Below are 14960 nucleotides of genomic sequence, written 5' to 3' on the forward strand. Positions count from 1 at the left end.
TAACCTCATGACATCCCGTATCGAACGCCTGAAAGCCGCCCTGTTTTCCGCCCCGCGCGAAATCTCGCTGGAGCGGGCGCTGCTGTATACCGCCAGCCACCGCCAGACCGAAGGGCAACCCACCCTGCTGCGGCGGGCCAGGGCCACGGCGCATATCCTCGATCACGTGGCGATCGGCATCCGTGATGATGAACTGATCGCCGGCAACCGTACCATCAAACCGCGCGCCGGCATTGTGTCGCCGGAGATGGACCCCTACTGGCTGCTGCAGGAGCTTGATACCTTCCCTACCCGCCCACAGGATCGCTTCGCCATTTCTGAACAGGATAAACACGTATACCGCGAACAGCTCTACCCTTACTGGGCACAGCGCTCCATGAAGGATTTCATCAACGGCCAGATGCCGGCGGCGGTCAAGGCCGCCACCCAGACCCAAATTTTCAGTATCAACCAGACCGATAAAGGCCAGGGGCATATCATCATTGATTACCCGCGCTTATTGAATAACGGCCTGGATGCCCTGTTGGCCGAACTGCAGCACTATGTGGCGCAGCAGCCGGACAACGCCTTTTACCAAGCGGCGCTGCTGCTGTTGCAAGCGTCACAGCGACATATCCTGCGCTACGCCGGCCTGGCGCAGCAGATGGCGGCGGCGTGCGAAAACGCCGCGCGCAAGGCGGAACTGCTGCGCATCGCCCACATTTCTGAGCAGGTGGCCCATCAACGACCACAGGATTTTTATCAGGCCTGCCAACTGTTCTGGTACATGAACATCATCCTGCAGTATGAATCCAACGCCAGTTCGCTGTCGCTCGGCCGCTTCGATCAGTACATGCTGTCGTTCTACCAGGCTTCGCTCAACCAGGGTGACGATCCGGCCTTCCTGCGCGAACTGCTGGAAAGCCTGTGGGTGAAGTGCAACGACATCGTGCTGCTGCGTTCCACCGCCAGCGCACGCTACTTCGCCGGCTTCCCCACTGGCTACACCATTTTGCTGGGCGGCCTGACGGAGACCGGGCGCAGCGCAGTCAACGTGCTGTCGTTCCTGTGCCTGGACGCCTACCAGAGCATCCGCCTGCCGCAACCGAACCTTGGCGTGCGGGTGAATGAGTTTATCGATCGGCCGTTCCTGCTGAAAACCGCCGAAACCATCCGCCTGGGCACCGGTATCCCGCAGGTGTTCAACGATGAGGTGGTGGTGCCGGCGTTTCTCAACCGCGGCGTCACGCTGGAAGACGCGCGCGATTATTCGGTGGTGGGTTGCGTGGAGCTGTCGATCCCCGGCCGCACCTACGGCCTGCATGATATTGCGATGTTCAACCTGCTGAAGGTGATGGAGCTGGCGCTGCTGGAAAACGAAGGCAACGCCGCGCTGACCTATCCGCAGTTACTCAGCCAGATCCGGGAAAAAATCCGCCACTACGTCAGGCTGATGGCCGAAGGCAGCAACGTCTGTGATATCGGCCACCGCGACTGGGCGCCGGTGCCGCTGCTGTCGTCGTTCGTGGAAGATTGCCTGCAAAGCGGCAAAGACATTACCGCCGGCGGCGCCCGCTATAACTTCTCCGGCGTGCAGGGTATCGGTATCGCCAACCTAAGCGACTCGCTGTATGCCCTTAAGGGGCTGGTGTTTGATCAGCAGCGCGTGAGCTTCGATCAGTTGTTGGCCACGCTGAAAGATAACTTTGCCACCCAGGAAGGGCAGAAAATCCGCGCACGGCTGATCAACCGCTTTGATAAATATGGCAATGATATTGACGAAGTTGACCTGATCAGCGCCGAACTGCTGCGTTTTTACTGCAAAGAGGTGGAAAAATACCGTAACCCGCGCGGCGGCCAGTTCACACCGGGTTCGTATACCGTTTCCGCCCACGTCCCGCTGGGGGCGGTAGTCGGCGCGACGCCGGACGGGCGGCTGGCGGGCGAGCAGTTGGCGGACGGCGGGCTTTCGCCGATGCTGGGCCAGGACGCGCAGGGGCCGACGGCGGTGCTCAAATCGGTCAGTAAGCTGGACAACTACCTGCTGTCCAACGGCACCCTGCTGAACGTGAAGTTCACCCCCAGCACGCTGGAAGGCCAGGCCGGGTTGAACAAGCTGGCGGATTTCCTCGGCGCCTTCACCAAGCTCAAACTGCAGCATATCCAGTTCAACGTGGTAAACGCCGAGACGCTGCGCGCCGCCCAGGCCAGGCCGCAGGACTACGCCGGGCTGGTGGTGCGCGTCGCCGGTTACAGCGCATTCTTCGTTGAGCTGTCGAAGGAGATCCAGGATGACATCATCCGCCGTACAGCGCATCAACTGTAGCCTGATCGCGCCCGGTGCAGACCGGGCGCCCAGCGGGCCGCAGGGCCATATTTTCAACATCCAGCGCTATTCGCTGAATGACGGCCACGGCATCCGCAGCGTGGTGTTCTTCAAAGGGTGCCCGCACACCTGCCCGTGGTGCGCCAACCCGGAATCCATGTCGCCGCGGCAGCACATCGTGCGGCGCATGGCCAAATGCCTGCACTGCCAGCCCTGCTTGAACGATCCCGACGAATGCCCAAGCGGGGCGCTGGAGCGCATCGGGCAATTCATCGGGCTGGAGGCCCTGCTGCAACAGTTACTGAAAGACGAGGTGTTTTACCGCACTTCCGGCGGGGGCGTAACGCTCTCCGGCGGCGAAGTGCTGATGCAGGCGCCCTTCGCCGGGCAACTGCTCCAGCGCCTGCGCCGGTACGGCATCCACACGGCGATAGAGACCGCCGGCGACGCGCCGCTGCCCAGGTTGTTGCTGCTGACGGAGCATTGCGATCAGGTGCTGTTCGATCTGAAAATCATGGACACCGGCACCGCAAGGCGCGTATTGAACATCAACCAACCGCGGGTGCTGGCTAACTTCGCCGCCCTGGCCGCACGCGGCGTGGCCCTCACTCCACGCGTTCCCCTGATCCCCGGTTACACCCTCAGCCAGGAAAATGTCGCGCAGATACTGGCTTTTCTGGCCCCTTTCGCGTTAAAAGAGATCCATCTGCTGCCGTTCCACCAATACGGCGCGGCCAAGTATGAACTGCTGGGGCGCGATTACCCGCTACGCGATGTGGCGCCGCCAACCGAGCAGGACATTGCGCCGTTGCGCGCCATGGCCGAAGCAGCAGGATACCGGGTGGTGACCGGGGGTTAACGCAAGGGGGTTGGCATGTCGATTAAGCTGGTGGCGGTAACCGCCTGCGTCAGTGGCGTTGCGCACACTTATATGGCGGCCGAAAAGCTGGAAAAGCTGTGCGCGCAGGAAAAATGGCCGCTGAAGGTCGAAACCCAGGGAGCATTGGGGATTGAAAACCCCCTGACGGAGCAGGATCTGGCGCAGGCCGATGTGGTGCTGCTGATCACCGATATCCAACTGGAAGGCAGCGAGCGCTTCACCCACCGCCGCTGCGTGCAAACCGCCATCAATACCTTCCTGTGCCAGCCGGAAAAGGCCTTTAGCGCGGTGCGCAAAGCGGCCACCTCACCGCAGGAAACCCATATTCTGGTGGAATAGCCGCCTATTCCCGTTCGCTCAGTTCGCTACGGTATTGCCCGCGGTATTCCGAGGGCGAACGCTCGGTGTTTTTGCGGAAGATACGGCAGAAATAGTTGCTGTCGACAAAGCCGCAGGCGTGCGCCACTTCCTTCACCTTCATATCGTAACGCTTGAGCAGGTGCTTGGCCTGCTCCAGGCGCACATGGTTCAGGTATTCATTGAACCCGACGCCGCCGGATTTTTGGAACAGGTGGGAGAGATAGTTCGGGGAGATATAAAACGCCTGCGCCACCGATTCACGGGTTAGCGGCTCGCGGTAGTGTTCTTCCAGATAATCGCGCACCGCGCCAAACAGCGCCTGGCTGCGCGAGGCGGTTTGCACCGAAGAGCTGAACAGATCCAGCGCATGGCTCAGCAACCCTTTGACCAGAAAACGCGCGGTGGGCTGATCGCTCTGGTGCCAGGCCAGTTCGGTCAACGCCTGCAGCATAAATGAGCCGACGCGTGGGCCACGGCGCCCGACGTTGCCTTTTCCCAGCGGCACCGTGTTCTGCCCATCCCATTGTAATAGGCTGTAGCCCAACTGTTGTTTGCCGAAAAGCAGGCTCAGCGTCGTGACCGGCCGCTGCCAGTTGGGGTTGTTCCAGCCGCGCGCCGGCACAAACAGCACATCCCCCGGCAACAGCCGCTGTTGCTGCCCGTCGCCCTGGCTGCCTTGCCATGTCATATCCAGTTCCCCGCTCAGCACCAGCTCCAGGCGGGGAAAGTTTACCTGATAGGCCAGCGCCGGCGCCGGCTGCTGGTTACCCGCAAAATAGACCTGCCGGACACCCGACGGATCGTCAAGCAACGGCGCCAGCACCGCTTCAAGCGGATGTTTCATGTGTCACACCTTTCATCCCAGAAAAGATAACGCCAGATGATAACGGATAGCGGCGAGCAAAAAGTGGGGGCAGAGCAACAATTTGAGCAATAATGGTGCAAGTAGCGGTGCACTTAGCATGGTTTTTGGCTGGCGCGGTGATGATTTCGGCCGCCATAACGCCGTAGTTTTCTGTGGCGCCGCAGGAACGGGCCCGATAGCCGGTCAGAACCGCAGGCACAAAAAAAGGGCGCCGAAGCGCCCAACATCGTGTATCCATCAAATGACAACTACGCTACGGCCCAGCGGCCGTAGCGCGGTACTTATGCCTGTTCGCGCAGGCGTTTGGCCGCCAGCACCATGTTTTCCAGCGACAGCCGGGTTTCCGGCCAGCCGCGGGTTTTCAGGCCGCAGTCCGGATTCACCCACAGGCGCTCAGCCGGGATGTTCTGCGCCGCTTTGCGCAGCAACGCTTCGATCCATTCCACGCTTGGCACGTTCGGCGAGTGAATATCGTAAACGCCTGGGCCGATTTCGTTCGGGTATTCAAACTCTTTGAACGCTTCCAGCAGGTCCATATCAGAGCGTGAGGTTTCGATGGTGATCACGTCTGCATCCAGCGCCGCGATAGAGTCCATGATGTCGTTGAACTCGCAGTAACACATATGGGTGTGGATCTGCGTGTCATCCTGTGCAACCGCCGCGTTGAGCTTGAAGGCATCCACCGCCCAGCGCAGGTAAGCCGCCCAATCAGATTGGCGCAGAGGCAGGCCTTCGCGCAGCGCAGGTTCATCGATCTGGATGATGCCGATACCGGCTTTCTCCAGATCCGCCACTTCGTCACGCAGCGCCAGAGCGATCTGCTTAGCGATCACTTCGCGGCTGACGTCTTCACGCGGGAACGACCAGCACAGGATGGTTACCGGCCCGGTCAGCATCCCTTTCACCGGTTTGTCGGTCAGCGACTGGGCAAACTTGGCCCATTCGACGGTGATCGGCTGCGGGCGGCTGATGTCGCCGATGATGATCGGTGGCTTCACGCAGCGGGAACCGTAGCTTTGCACCCAGCCGTTCTGGGTAAAGACGAAGCCGTCCAGGTTTTCACCGAAGTATTCCACCATGTCGTTACGCTCGGCTTCGCCGTGCACCAGCACGTCCAGCCCCAGGCGTTCCTGCTCGGCGACCGCTTGTTTAATGTGCTCGCCGATACTGGTGCGGTAGTTGTTGCCGTCCAGGCGGCCCTGTTTGAAGTCCAGGCGCAGGCCGCGGATTTCAGTGGTCTGCGGGAAAGAGCCGATGGTGGTGGTCGGCCAGGCCGGCAGATTGAAACGCGCACGCTGCGCTTTCGCACGTTCGACATACGCATGCTGGCGTTCGATATCGCGGGCGGTAATGGCGGCCAGGCGGTTTTCCACCTGCGCATTGTGCACACGGGTGGATTCACGGCGTGCACGGATTGGCGCGCTGTAGGCATCCAGCTGTTTCTGTTTATCGGCATCCGGCGCGTTCAACGCCTGGGTCAGCAGCGCCAGCTCGGCACATTTTTGCAGTGCGAAGGCAAACCAGCTCTTCACTTCATCGTCCAGGCGGGTTTCCACGCTCAGATCGATAGGGCTGTGCAGCAATGAGCAGGAAGAGCCGATCCACAGTTGGCGGCTACCCACCAGCGGTTGCAGGCGATCAAACCAGTTGCTCAGATCGGCGCGCCAAACGTTGCGGCCGTTGATCACACCCAGAGACAGCAGCCAATCTTGCGGCAGCGCCTGGTTGAGCGCGGTAACGTCGTCATGGCCGGCGACCAGATCCACATGCAGCCCTTGTACCGGCAGCGCACGGATGGTGTCCAGATTATGGCCGATGCTGTCGAAGTAAGTGGTCAGCAGCAGTTTTACCTGGCCTTGCAGCGCTTCATACGCCGGTTTGAAGGCGTTCAGCCATTCCTGCGGCAGCTCCAGCACCAGCGCAGGCTCATCAATCTGCACCCACTCAACGCCGCGTTTCGCCAGTTCGGCCAGCACTTGCTGATAAACCGGCAGGATGTCTTTCAGTAATGACAGGCGATCGAACTGTTCGCCTTTCACTTTGCCCAGCCACAGGTAGGTTACCGGCCCCAGCAGCACAGGTTTGATTTTGTGGCCCAGCGCCAGCGCTTCGTCAACTTCGTCCAGCAGTTGGGTCCAGCCCAGTTTGAACTGCTGGCCTTTTTGGAATTCAGGCACCATGTAGTGGTAGTTGGTGTTAAACCACTTGGTCATTTCCGCCGCGGCGGCAGGTTCGCCGGTTGGCGCACGGCCACGGCCGATGCGGAACAGCGTATCCAGATCGATAGAACCATCTTTGTTTTGGTGGCGGGCAGGCACGTTGCCCAGCAGCAGGCTGGTGGTCAATACGTGATCGTACCAGGCGAAATCGCCGACCGGCACCAGATCCACCCCGGCTTGCTGCTGCTGTTGCCAATGGCGAGCGCGCAGCTCGCGGCCAACCGCTAACAGTTCTTCCTGCGTTGAGTTACCTGCCCAGTAGCTTTCCTGCGCTTTTTTCAGTTCACGACGCAGACCAACGCGTGGAAAACCCAGTGTGTGATTCAAAATTGCCATCGTCATATTCCCATTTAGCCGTCCAGATGTTTACACATCTATAATCAGCAGGTACTGTATTAACCACAAGCGCAATTTATTCACTGTCACTGTGAAGGACTCTCATGATCGAACTGAAACACTTAAGGACATTGCAGGCACTGCGCAATACTGGCTCGCTGGCCGCTGCCGCTGCACAACTCCATCAAACCCAATCGGCGCTGTCGCACCAGTTCAGCGATCTGGAGCAGCGCCTGGGGTTCAAACTGTTCGTTCGTAAAAGCCATCCCCTGCGTTTTACCGCCCAGGGCGAGATCCTGCTGCAGTTGGCAGAACAGGTTTTACCGCAGATCCAGCAGGCGCTGCAGGACTGCCGCGAACCGCATCAGGCAACGCTGCGCATCGCCATTGAGTGCCACAGCTGTATCCAGTGGCTCACGCCGGCGCTGGACAACTTCCGCCAAAGCTGGCCGCAGGTGGTCATGGATTTTAAATCCGGCGTGACGTTTGATCCACAGCCGGCGCTGCAGCAGGGCGAGCTGGATCTGGTGATGACATCCGACATTCTGCCGCGCAGCGGGCTGCACTATTCGCCTATGTTTGATTTTGAAGTTCGGCTGGTGCTGGCGCCGGACCATCCTTTGGCGGCCAAGGCGCGGATTGAACCGGAAGATCTGGCGGATGAGACGCTGATGATTTACCCGGTGCAGCGCCAACGGCTGGATATCTGGCGCCACTTCTTGCAGCCGGCGGGCATCAGCCCGGCGCTGAAAAACGTCGACAATACGCTGTTGCTGATTCAGATGGTGTCCGCCCGCATGGGCATTGCCGCCCTGCCGCACTGGGTGGTGGAAAGCTTCGAGCGCCAGGGGCTGATCGTCACCAAAACCTTGGGCGACGGCCTGTGGAGCCGGCTGTATGCGGCGGTGCGCGACGGCGAACAGCGCCAGGCGGTAACCGAGGCCTTTATTCGTTCGGCGCGCCAGCATGCGTGCCAACACCTGCCGTTCGTGCGCGACGCCGGCCGCCCAGGGGCACCGGCGCTAACTACGCTACAGACTTCACCTTAGCTTTCTCCAATCCCCCTCACCCTAGCCCTCTCCCAGAGGGAGAGGGATCGTCCGGTGTTGGTTGTGGCCCTCACCCTAGCCATCTCCCAGAGGGAGAGGGGATCGTTCGGCGTCGGTTGTGGCCCTCACCCTGGCCCTCTCCCAGAGGGAGAGGGGATCGTTCGGCGTTGGTTGCGGCCCTCACCCTAACCCTCTCCCAGAGGGAGAGGGGATCGTTCGGCGTAAGGTTGTGGCCCTCACCCTAGCCCTCTCCCGCAGGGAGAGGGGATCGTTCAGCGTTGGGTTTGGACATTGCCGTGCGTATTACAGCAAACGCGGTTTCCCTCTTGAGCGCCGGGCAGCTTTTCTCCCTCTCCCTGTGGGAGAGGGTCGGGGTGAGGGAAAGCGATTCAGCTTTTGCTGTTCGGCGCCACCCAGCGGCGGTGCACCCACAGCGAAGCGACAATCACCGCGCCGCCGATCAGGAAGCTCGGCCAGTGCGGCTGTTGCTGCCAGATCGCCAGATTGACCAGCAGCCCGGCGGGCACGTGCATATTATTCATGATGCCCAGCGTACCGGCATCCACCTGGGTAGCGCCGTAGTTCCACATGAAGTAGCCCAGCCCAGAGGCCACGACGCCCAGCCAGATCAATACCCCCCACTGCAGGCCGGTGGTCGGCAGTTGCTGCGGGTTGCCCCACAGGCCCCAGGCGAATACCGCCACGATCAGCGCCCCCAGGTAGAACCAGGAAAACGCGGTATGCTGCGGCAACGGATGCACTTCCATCAGGCGCTTATAACCCACCATGCCGATAGCAAAGCAGATATTCGCCGCCTGCACCAGCAACAGCCCCCACCAGAAATGCTCGCTCACCTGGTGATAACGGATAATCGCCGCGCCCAGCACCGCCAGCAGCGCGCTCAGCACATAGCTCCAGCGTGGGCGCCGGCGGCTAATCACATCGTAAATCAGCGTGACATACAACGGCGTCAGCACGGTAAACAGCAGGAATTCCGGCACCGTCAGGTACATGTAAGCGCGGAAGCTGAACAAATACATAATGCCAAGCTGGAAAGCGCCGACGATCATGTACAGCAGGATCACGCGCAGCCGGATGTTGCGCCAGCGCAAGAACGGCAGAAACACCAGCGCCGCCAGCCCGATGCGTATCAGCACCGAAAACCAGCTATCCACCTGCCCCGCCAGATATTCGCCAATCAGGCTAAACGAGAACGCCCATAAAATGGTGGTAATAACCAGAAGAAACACGTCAGTTTCACCCTAATATACTCGTCATACTTCAAGTTGCAGGTACGTTGGCTTTCCTCGCTCACCCCGGTCACTTACTCCAGTAAGCTCCTGGGGACTCGCTGCGTTGCCGCCTTCCTGCAACTCGAATTATTTAGAGTATGAGTCAGAAAAGGCGATTGTAACGGAAGGCGGGCGGCCATGTGGCACAAAGGCGGTTGACGTCTGTTTGAAAATTGCTCTTATCGCAAATTTAGCACGTTGGGTTATGCTTAAGGCAGGGAGAACATGATGAAAACACCAGCACTCTTTATCGCTTTGCTACTGCTGGCCTGGCAGGCCGGCGCACAAAATCTGAATGCCGCTGCCGGCGTGCAACCGTTAAATCAGGACAGCGTACAACAGCAGCGTATGTTGGATAACCAACAGCGGGAACAACGCCGTTTACAGCAGCAACGCCAGTTTGACGCTAACCAACAGCGGCTGCAGCAAACGTCCCCCGGCAATAGCCGGTTGATCCCTAACAACAATCAACCGCGCTCCCCGTTTGATCGCAGCGCGCCGTCCGTGCCGCAGGCGCCGCTGCCTGCCGCCCCCGCCGGTTAATCACGCAAAGTCAGGGCCGATCAAATCGATCCGGTCGGTACAGATGCAATCAACCCCCCAGCCCAGTAGCTGGCGCGCACGTTCCGGGCTATTGACGGTATAAACCAGGATCCGCAGCCCGGCGGCTTTTAGCGCATTAACCCGCTCCGCCGTCAGTTCACGATGGTTGATGTGCAGCGACACGCAGCCCAACCGTTCGGTCAATGCGCGCCAGCCGTCGTCCCAGGCATCCAGCAGCAGGCCACGTGGTAATTCAGGCACCGCCGCCTGTGCCGCCGCCAACGCCTCAACGGAAAAGGATGACAGCAACGGATCGGTCTGCCCTTGCCACAATAAACGCGCCGCCTGCGCCACCGTGCGGCCGGTCACCTCTTCCGCGCCGATGGTCGGTTTAATCTCGATGTTGGCCATCATGCCGTGTTGCCGGCAACGTTCGGCCACCTGCGTCAGCAGCGGCAGGGCTTCGCCTTTAAACGCGGCGCTATACCAGTTGCCAGCGTCCAGTTGCACCAGCTTTTCCCAGGGCAGCGCGCCCGCCACGCCCCAACCGTTGCTGGTGCGCTCCAGGGTATCGTCGTGCAATAGGAAAATTTGCCCGTCCTGGGCCAACTTGGCGTCAAATTCGATCATCCGGTGCCCGTGGCGGGCGCCGACATCGATCGCCGCCAGCGTATTTTCCGGCGCCAGAGAACCACCACCGCGGTGGGCGACGATATGAGGATAAGGCCAGGCAGTCGTCATTATTCAATCCGTAACCCGCTATGGGTATCAAAAAAGTGCAGCGCCTGCGCGGGCAGCTGCACATAGAGTGTGCTGCCGACAGACGGCATGGTTTCATGGCTCAGACGCGCGATCACACCGTTGCCGCCCCACTGTCCGTGCGCCAGATTATCGGCGCCGAGCAGTTCCAACGTTTGCATCACCAGCGGAAGGCCGCCCTGCTCATGCGTAGTCAGTTGAATATGCTCCGGCCGAATGCCCAACGTCAACTGGCGCCCACTCCATTCCGGCCGGGCCTGCGGCAACGGCAGCAGCGTGCCATCCGCCAGTTGCAGTTGCTGGCCGTTGATGCTGACGGTCCCCGGCAACAGGTTCATCGCCGGCGAACCGATAAAGCTGGCGACGAACAGCGACGCCGGGCGTTGATACACTTCGCTCGGCGTGCCAATCTGCTCGGCCACGCCTTTATTCATCACGATCACCCGCTGCGCCAGCGTCATCGCCTCCACCTGATCGTGCGTCACGTACAGGCTGGTGGTCTTCAGCCGCCGGTGCAGCTGCTGCAATTCCAGGCGCATCTGCACGCGCAGCTTGGCGTCCAGGTTGGACAAAGGCTCATCAAACAGGAACACCGCGGGTTCGCGCACGATAGCGCGCCCCATCGCCACACGCTGGCGCTGGCCGCCGGACAGTTCGCGCGGTTTGCGCAACAGCAGCGGCCCCAGTTCCAGAATGCGCGCCGCTTCCTCCACCCGCTGGCGGATGTGCGCTTTGCCAAAGCCGCGGATCTTCAGGCCATAGGCCATGTTGTCGTACACGCTCATGTGCGGGTACAGCGCATAGTTCTGGAACACCATGGCGATGCCGCGGTCCTTTGGCTCCAGGTTGGTTACCCGCTGGGTATCGATATAGATATCGCCGCTGCTGACGCCCTCCAGCCCGGCAACCATACGCAGCAGGGTGGATTTGCCGCAGCCGGATGGGCCGACCATCACAATAAACTCGCCGTCGGCCACATCGAGATCAAAAGGCTGAATCACCGCGGTTTTGCCGTCATAAGATTTGGTGACTGCCTGTAATTTTAAACCTGCCATTGCGGGTATACCCTTATTTCTCACTATCAACCAGGCCGCGCACAAACCAGCGCTGCATCAGAAGCACCACCGCCAGCGGTGGCAATAAAGTCAGGAACATCGCCGTCATCACCTGGTTCCACTGCGTCGGCGCGCCGGAGGTGGAAATCATGCTTTTGATACCGGCCACGGCGGTGCCCATCTCCGCGTCGCTGGTGATCAGCAGCGGCCACAGATATTGGTTCCAGCCGTATATGAAGGTGATGACAAACAGCGCGGCCAGATGGGTCTTCGACAGCGGCAGCACAATGTCCCAGAAAAAGCGCATCGGACCGGCGCCGTCGATACGCGCCGCTTCCAACAGCTCATCCGGCAGCGTCATGAAGAACTGGCGCAGCAGGAAGGTGGCGGTCGCCGAGGCCACCATCGGCAGCGTCAGCCCGGTGTAGCTGTCCATCAGGTTAAGGTTGGATATCACCTCGACCGTCGGGAAAATACGCACCTCCACCGGCAACATCAGGGTGAGGAAAATTAGCCAGAAGAACAGGCTGCGCAGCGGGAAGCGGAAATAAACGATGGCGTAGGCGGAAAGCACCGAGACGACGATTTTGCCGACGGTAATGCCCAGCGCCATAATCAGGCTGTTAAGCAGCAGTAGCCAGAACGGCGCCTTGAGGTTGCCCACGCCGTTTTGCCAGATATAGCTGATGTTGTCCCACAGGTGGCCGCCGGGCATCAGCGTCATCGGCACCTGAAACACTTGCTGATCGTCCAGCGTGGCAGCCACGAAGGCCACGTACAGCGGGAACAGCACCAGCAGCACGCCGATAATCAGCACCACATGGCTGAAGATATCCAGCCCGCGTCGGTTCTCAATCATTGGTAACGCACCTTACGCTCAACAAAGCGGAACTGGATCACCGTCAGGCCAATCACCAGCAGCATCAGGATCACCGACTGCGCTGCCGAACTGGCCAGATCCAGGCCGGCAAAGCCTTCGCGATAAATCTTGTAGATCAGCGTGGTGGTGGACTGTACCGGGCCGCCGCCGGTGGCGGCATCGATCACCGGGAAAGTATCAAAGAAGGCGTAAACCAGGTTCACCACCAGCAAGAAGAAGCTCACTGGGGTAATCAGCGGCAGCACCAGGTTGAAAAAACGCCGCACCGGGCCGGCGCCGTCGATCGCCGCCGCTTCCACCAGCGAGCGCGGGATAGACTGCAACGCCGCCAGGAAAAACAGGAAGTTGTAGCTGATCTGCTGCCATACCGAAGCCAGCACCACCAGGAACATCGCCTGCCCGCTGTTTTGCGCATGGTTCCAGTCATAGCCCAGCCCATGCAGCACATAGGTAATCAGCCCCAGGCCGGGGTTGAACAGGAAGATCCACAGCACCGCCGCCACCGCCGGCGCCACCGCGTAAGGCAGGATCAGCAACGTGCGGTAGATGCGGCTGCCGCGGATCACATAGTCCACCAGCGCCGCCAAAAACAGGGAAACCACTAGCCCAATGCCCGCAACCAGAAAGCTGAACACCAGCGTGGTGTAAAACGAATCCAGATACAGCGGATCGCTGAACAGTTGGCGGAAGTTCTCCAGGCCGACGAACTGGCTGGAAATGCCGAACGGATCGAGAGTTTGTACCGAGTACCACAGCGCTTCACCGGCGGGCCATAAGAAAAAGACGGCGGTTATCAGCAACTGCGGCAGCACCAACAGATAAGGCAGCCAGCTACAGCCGAAACCAGGGCGGGACGAGGACATAGAGTTAACCGTTAGTTAGTTGGGCCGCGTTGCCGCCGCCCGCACTGCCCCCTCTTCCCGCTGGGGAGAGGAGGGGGATCGATCGTATTTGCCGCAAATAAGCCGGCAAACGCATTACTTGGTTGAGGCCTCAAAGCGGCTCAGCAAAGCATCGCCGCGCTGTACGGCGGTATCCAGCGCTTGCTGTGGGGTTTTCTTGCCGGTCCAGACGCTTTCCAGTTCTTCGTCCACAACGGTACGGATCTGCGGCATATTGCCCAGGCGCAGGCCCTTGGTGAACGGCAACGGTGGTTTATTCAGCATCTGGCGCGTCGCCACATCGGCGCCGGGGTTCTTACCGTAGAAGCCCTGCTGCTTGCTCAGTTCATAAGCGGCAGTGGTAATCGGCAGGTAGCCGGTTTTCTGGTGCCATTCGGCGGCGATTTCCGGCTGCGCCAGGAACTGCAGGAATTCAGCAACGCCTTTGTAGGTTGCGGCATCTTTGCCGTTCATCACCCACAGGCTGGCGCCGCCGATAATGGCATTCTGCGGCGCTTCTTTAACGTCAGCGTCGTAAGGCATCATGCCCACGCCGAAGTTAAACTTGGCGTAGTGTTTAATATCCGCCAACGAGCCGGAAGACGCGGTGGTAATGGCGCAGTCGCCGCTGTAGAACTTCTCGGTCGATTCATCCTTGCGGCCAAAATAGGTGAAATCCCCTTTCTTGTTCATCTCTTCCAGCATGGCGATGTGCTTCACCTGCAGCGGCTTGTTGAATTCCAACCGGGCGCTGGTGCCGCCAAAGCCGTTATTTTCCGTAGCAAACGGCACGCCGTGCCAGGCGCTGAAGTTCTCCAGTTGGATCCAGCCCTGCCAGCCGCTGGCATAGCCGCATTTCACGCCGGCAGCCCGCAGCTTAGCGGTAGCGGAAGCCAGCGCCTGCCAGGTTTTTGGCGGCTGCTCAGGATCTAACCCGGCTTTTTTGAACGCATCTTTGTTGTAATACAGCACTGGCGTCGAGCTGTTAAACGGCTGCGAAAGCAAGTGGCCGCTCTTGTTGTCGGTGTAGTAGCCGGATACGGTCGGCACAAAAACCGACTCATCAAACTTGATGCCGGCATCGCTGAATACCTGGTACACCGGCTTGATGGCCTTGCTCGCCATCATGGTCGCCGTGCCCACTTCGTACACCTGCAGGATGGCTGGCGATTTGCCTGAACGATAAGCGGCAATCCCCGCCGCCAGGCTCTGTTCATAGTTGCCTTTGTAGACCGGCACCACTTTGTAATCACTGTGCGCCTGGTTGAAGCGTTCCGCCAGGGAGTCCACTTCTTTGCCAAGTTGGCCTTCCATCGAGTGCCAGAAGGGGATCTCGGTCGCCGCCAGTGCCTGGGAACTGACCGCCAGGGCCAGCGTAACGCACAGCGTGGTTTTACGAATAGCGTAGGTGAGCATGCCTAACTCCTGAAAAAGCTGGTGGGGCAATATGCGCGTGAGCGAAAAGAATCAGTTTTTGTTCGGGAGCTAACATGCCATGCGCGCATGACAGAAAAATAACTAAAAGATGACAGCGGC

At 59.8% G+C, this 14960-nt stretch carries 13 protein-coding genes; 5 read left to right on the plus strand and 8 right to left on the minus strand.

The window, feature by feature from the left end; all coding sequences use genetic code 11:
• Nucleotides 1-7: 7 nt before the first annotated feature.
• Genes ACN28Q_RS10570 through ACN28Q_RS10580 form a run of 3 tightly spaced genes read left to right on the plus strand, consistent with a single transcriptional unit; the run spans nt 8 to nt 3524 of the window.
• A complete protein-coding gene (locus ACN28Q_RS10570; protein ID WP_095846303.1) occupies nt 8-2305 on the plus strand; it encodes a formate C-acetyltransferase in 2298 nt (765 codons plus the stop codon).
• Nucleotides 2271-3164 carry a [formate-C-acetyltransferase]-activating enzyme gene (locus tag ACN28Q_RS10575; RefSeq protein ID WP_095846304.1) on the plus strand — a complete coding sequence of 298 codons (894 nt, stop codon included), beginning with the start codon at nt 2271-2273 and terminating at the stop codon, nt 3162-3164. The genes ACN28Q_RS10570 and ACN28Q_RS10575 overlap by 35 nt, the downstream gene beginning before the upstream one ends.
• A gap of 15 nt (nt 3165-3179) precedes the next feature.
• A complete protein-coding gene (locus tag ACN28Q_RS10580) occupies nt 3180-3524 on the plus strand; it encodes a PTS fructose-like transporter subunit IIB (protein WP_095846305.1) in 345 nt (114 codons plus the stop codon).
• Between the two features lie 4 nt (nt 3525-3528).
• Here ACN28Q_RS10580 and ACN28Q_RS10585 read toward each other — a convergent pair whose 3' ends face one another.
• Nucleotides 3529-4389, minus strand: a complete 861-nt coding sequence (locus ACN28Q_RS10585) for a helix-turn-helix domain-containing protein (protein WP_095846306.1) — start codon at nt 4387-4389, stop codon at nt 3529-3531.
• Between the two features lie 302 nt (nt 4390-4691).
• The gene (gene metE / locus ACN28Q_RS10590; protein WP_095846307.1) at nt 4692-6965 is read right to left on the minus strand and encodes a 5-methyltetrahydropteroyltriglutamate--homocysteine S-methyltransferase; all 2274 of its coding nucleotides are present in this window, start codon (nt 6963-6965) and stop codon (nt 4692-4694) included.
• A gap of 104 nt (nt 6966-7069) precedes the next feature.
• On the opposite strand from metE, the gene metR reads away from it, so the two are divergent.
• Nucleotides 7070-8014 carry an HTH-type transcriptional regulator MetR gene (gene metR / locus ACN28Q_RS10595; RefSeq protein ID WP_095846308.1) on the plus strand — a complete coding sequence of 315 codons (945 nt, stop codon included), beginning with the start codon at nt 7070-7072 and terminating at the stop codon, nt 8012-8014.
• A gap of 389 nt (nt 8015-8403) precedes the next feature.
• On the opposite strand, the gene ACN28Q_RS10600 is transcribed toward metR, so the two are convergent.
• Entirely contained in the window at nt 8404-9264 is an 861-nt protein-coding gene (locus ACN28Q_RS10600; RefSeq protein ID WP_095846309.1) for a carboxylate/amino acid/amine transporter, read from the minus strand.
• Between the two features lie 267 nt (nt 9265-9531).
• Between ACN28Q_RS10600 and ACN28Q_RS10605 the strand changes: the two genes are divergently transcribed.
• On the plus strand, nt 9532-9849 hold the full coding sequence (locus tag ACN28Q_RS10605; protein WP_230469433.1) for a hypothetical protein: 318 nt from the start codon (nt 9532-9534) through the stop codon (nt 9847-9849).
• Here ACN28Q_RS10605 and ugpQ read toward each other — a convergent pair whose 3' ends face one another.
• The 5 genes from ugpQ to ugpB all read right to left on the minus strand — a co-directional run bounded on the left by ugpQ (nt 9850) and on the right by ugpB (nt 14840).
• On the minus strand, nt 9850-10590 hold the full coding sequence (gene ugpQ / locus ACN28Q_RS10610; protein ID WP_095846310.1) for a glycerophosphodiester phosphodiesterase: 741 nt from the start codon (nt 10588-10590) through the stop codon (nt 9850-9852).
• A complete protein-coding gene (locus tag ACN28Q_RS10615) occupies nt 10590-11663 on the minus strand; it encodes a sn-glycerol-3-phosphate import ATP-binding protein UgpC (RefSeq protein WP_095846311.1) in 1074 nt (357 codons plus the stop codon). Before ACN28Q_RS10615 ends, ugpQ begins: the two co-directional genes overlap by 1 nt.
• 13 nt (nt 11664-11676) lie before the next feature.
• Nucleotides 11677-12522 (minus strand): sn-glycerol-3-phosphate ABC transporter permease UgpE, encoded by an 846-nt coding sequence (gene ugpE / locus ACN28Q_RS10620; RefSeq protein WP_095846312.1) that lies wholly within the window; start codon nt 12520-12522, stop codon nt 11677-11679.
• Entirely contained in the window at nt 12519-13406 is an 888-nt protein-coding gene (gene ugpA, locus ACN28Q_RS10625; protein ID WP_095846313.1) for a sn-glycerol-3-phosphate ABC transporter permease UgpA, read from the minus strand. Before ugpA ends, ugpE begins: the two co-directional genes overlap by 4 nt.
• Nucleotides 13407-13520: 114 nt before the next feature.
• Nucleotides 13521-14840: a sn-glycerol-3-phosphate ABC transporter substrate-binding protein UgpB gene (gene ugpB / locus ACN28Q_RS10630; protein WP_095846314.1), complete on the minus strand. Its 1320-nt coding sequence runs from the start codon at nt 14838-14840 to the stop codon at nt 13521-13523.
• Nucleotides 14841-14960 lie beyond the last annotated feature (120 nt).

Source organism: Gibbsiella quercinecans (assembly GCF_002291425.1).
GTDB classification, from domain to species: Bacteria; Pseudomonadota; Gammaproteobacteria; order Enterobacterales; family Enterobacteriaceae; genus Gibbsiella; species Gibbsiella quercinecans.

Coding starts and splice junctions, on each gene's coding strand:
- ACN28Q_RS10570 (WP_095846303.1), top strand. CDS start 8: ATGACATCCCGTATCGAACGCCTGAAAGCCGCCCTGTTTTCCGCCCCG.
- metR (WP_095846308.1), top strand. CDS start 7,070: ATGATCGAACTGAAACACTTAAGGACATTGCAGGCACTGCGCAATACT.
- ACN28Q_RS10605 (WP_230469433.1), top strand. CDS start 9,532: ATGATGAAAACACCAGCACTCTTTATCGCTTTGCTACTGCTGGCCTGG.
- ACN28Q_RS10580 (WP_095846305.1), top strand. CDS start 3,180: ATGTCGATTAAGCTGGTGGCGGTAACCGCCTGCGTCAGTGGCGTTGCG.
- ugpA (WP_095846313.1), bottom strand. CDS start 13,406: ATGTCCTCGTCCCGCCCTGGTTTCGGCTGTAGCTGGCTGCCTTATCTG.
- ugpE (WP_095846312.1), bottom strand. CDS start 12,522: ATGATTGAGAACCGACGCGGGCTGGATATCTTCAGCCATGTGGTGCTG.
- ugpB (WP_095846314.1), bottom strand. CDS start 14,840: ATGCTCACCTACGCTATTCGTAAAACCACGCTGTGCGTTACGCTGGCC.
- ACN28Q_RS10575 (WP_095846304.1), top strand. CDS start 2,271: ATGACATCATCCGCCGTACAGCGCATCAACTGTAGCCTGATCGCGCCC.
- ACN28Q_RS10615 (WP_095846311.1), bottom strand. CDS start 11,663: ATGGCAGGTTTAAAATTACAGGCAGTCACCAAATCTTATGACGGCAAA.
- ugpQ (WP_095846310.1), bottom strand. CDS start 10,590: ATGACGACTGCCTGGCCTTATCCTCATATCGTCGCCCACCGCGGTGGT.
- metE (WP_095846307.1), bottom strand. CDS start 6,965: ATGGCAATTTTGAATCACACACTGGGTTTTCCACGCGTTGGTCTGCGT.
- ACN28Q_RS10585 (WP_095846306.1), bottom strand. CDS start 4,389: ATGAAACATCCGCTTGAAGCGGTGCTGGCGCCGTTGCTTGACGATCCG.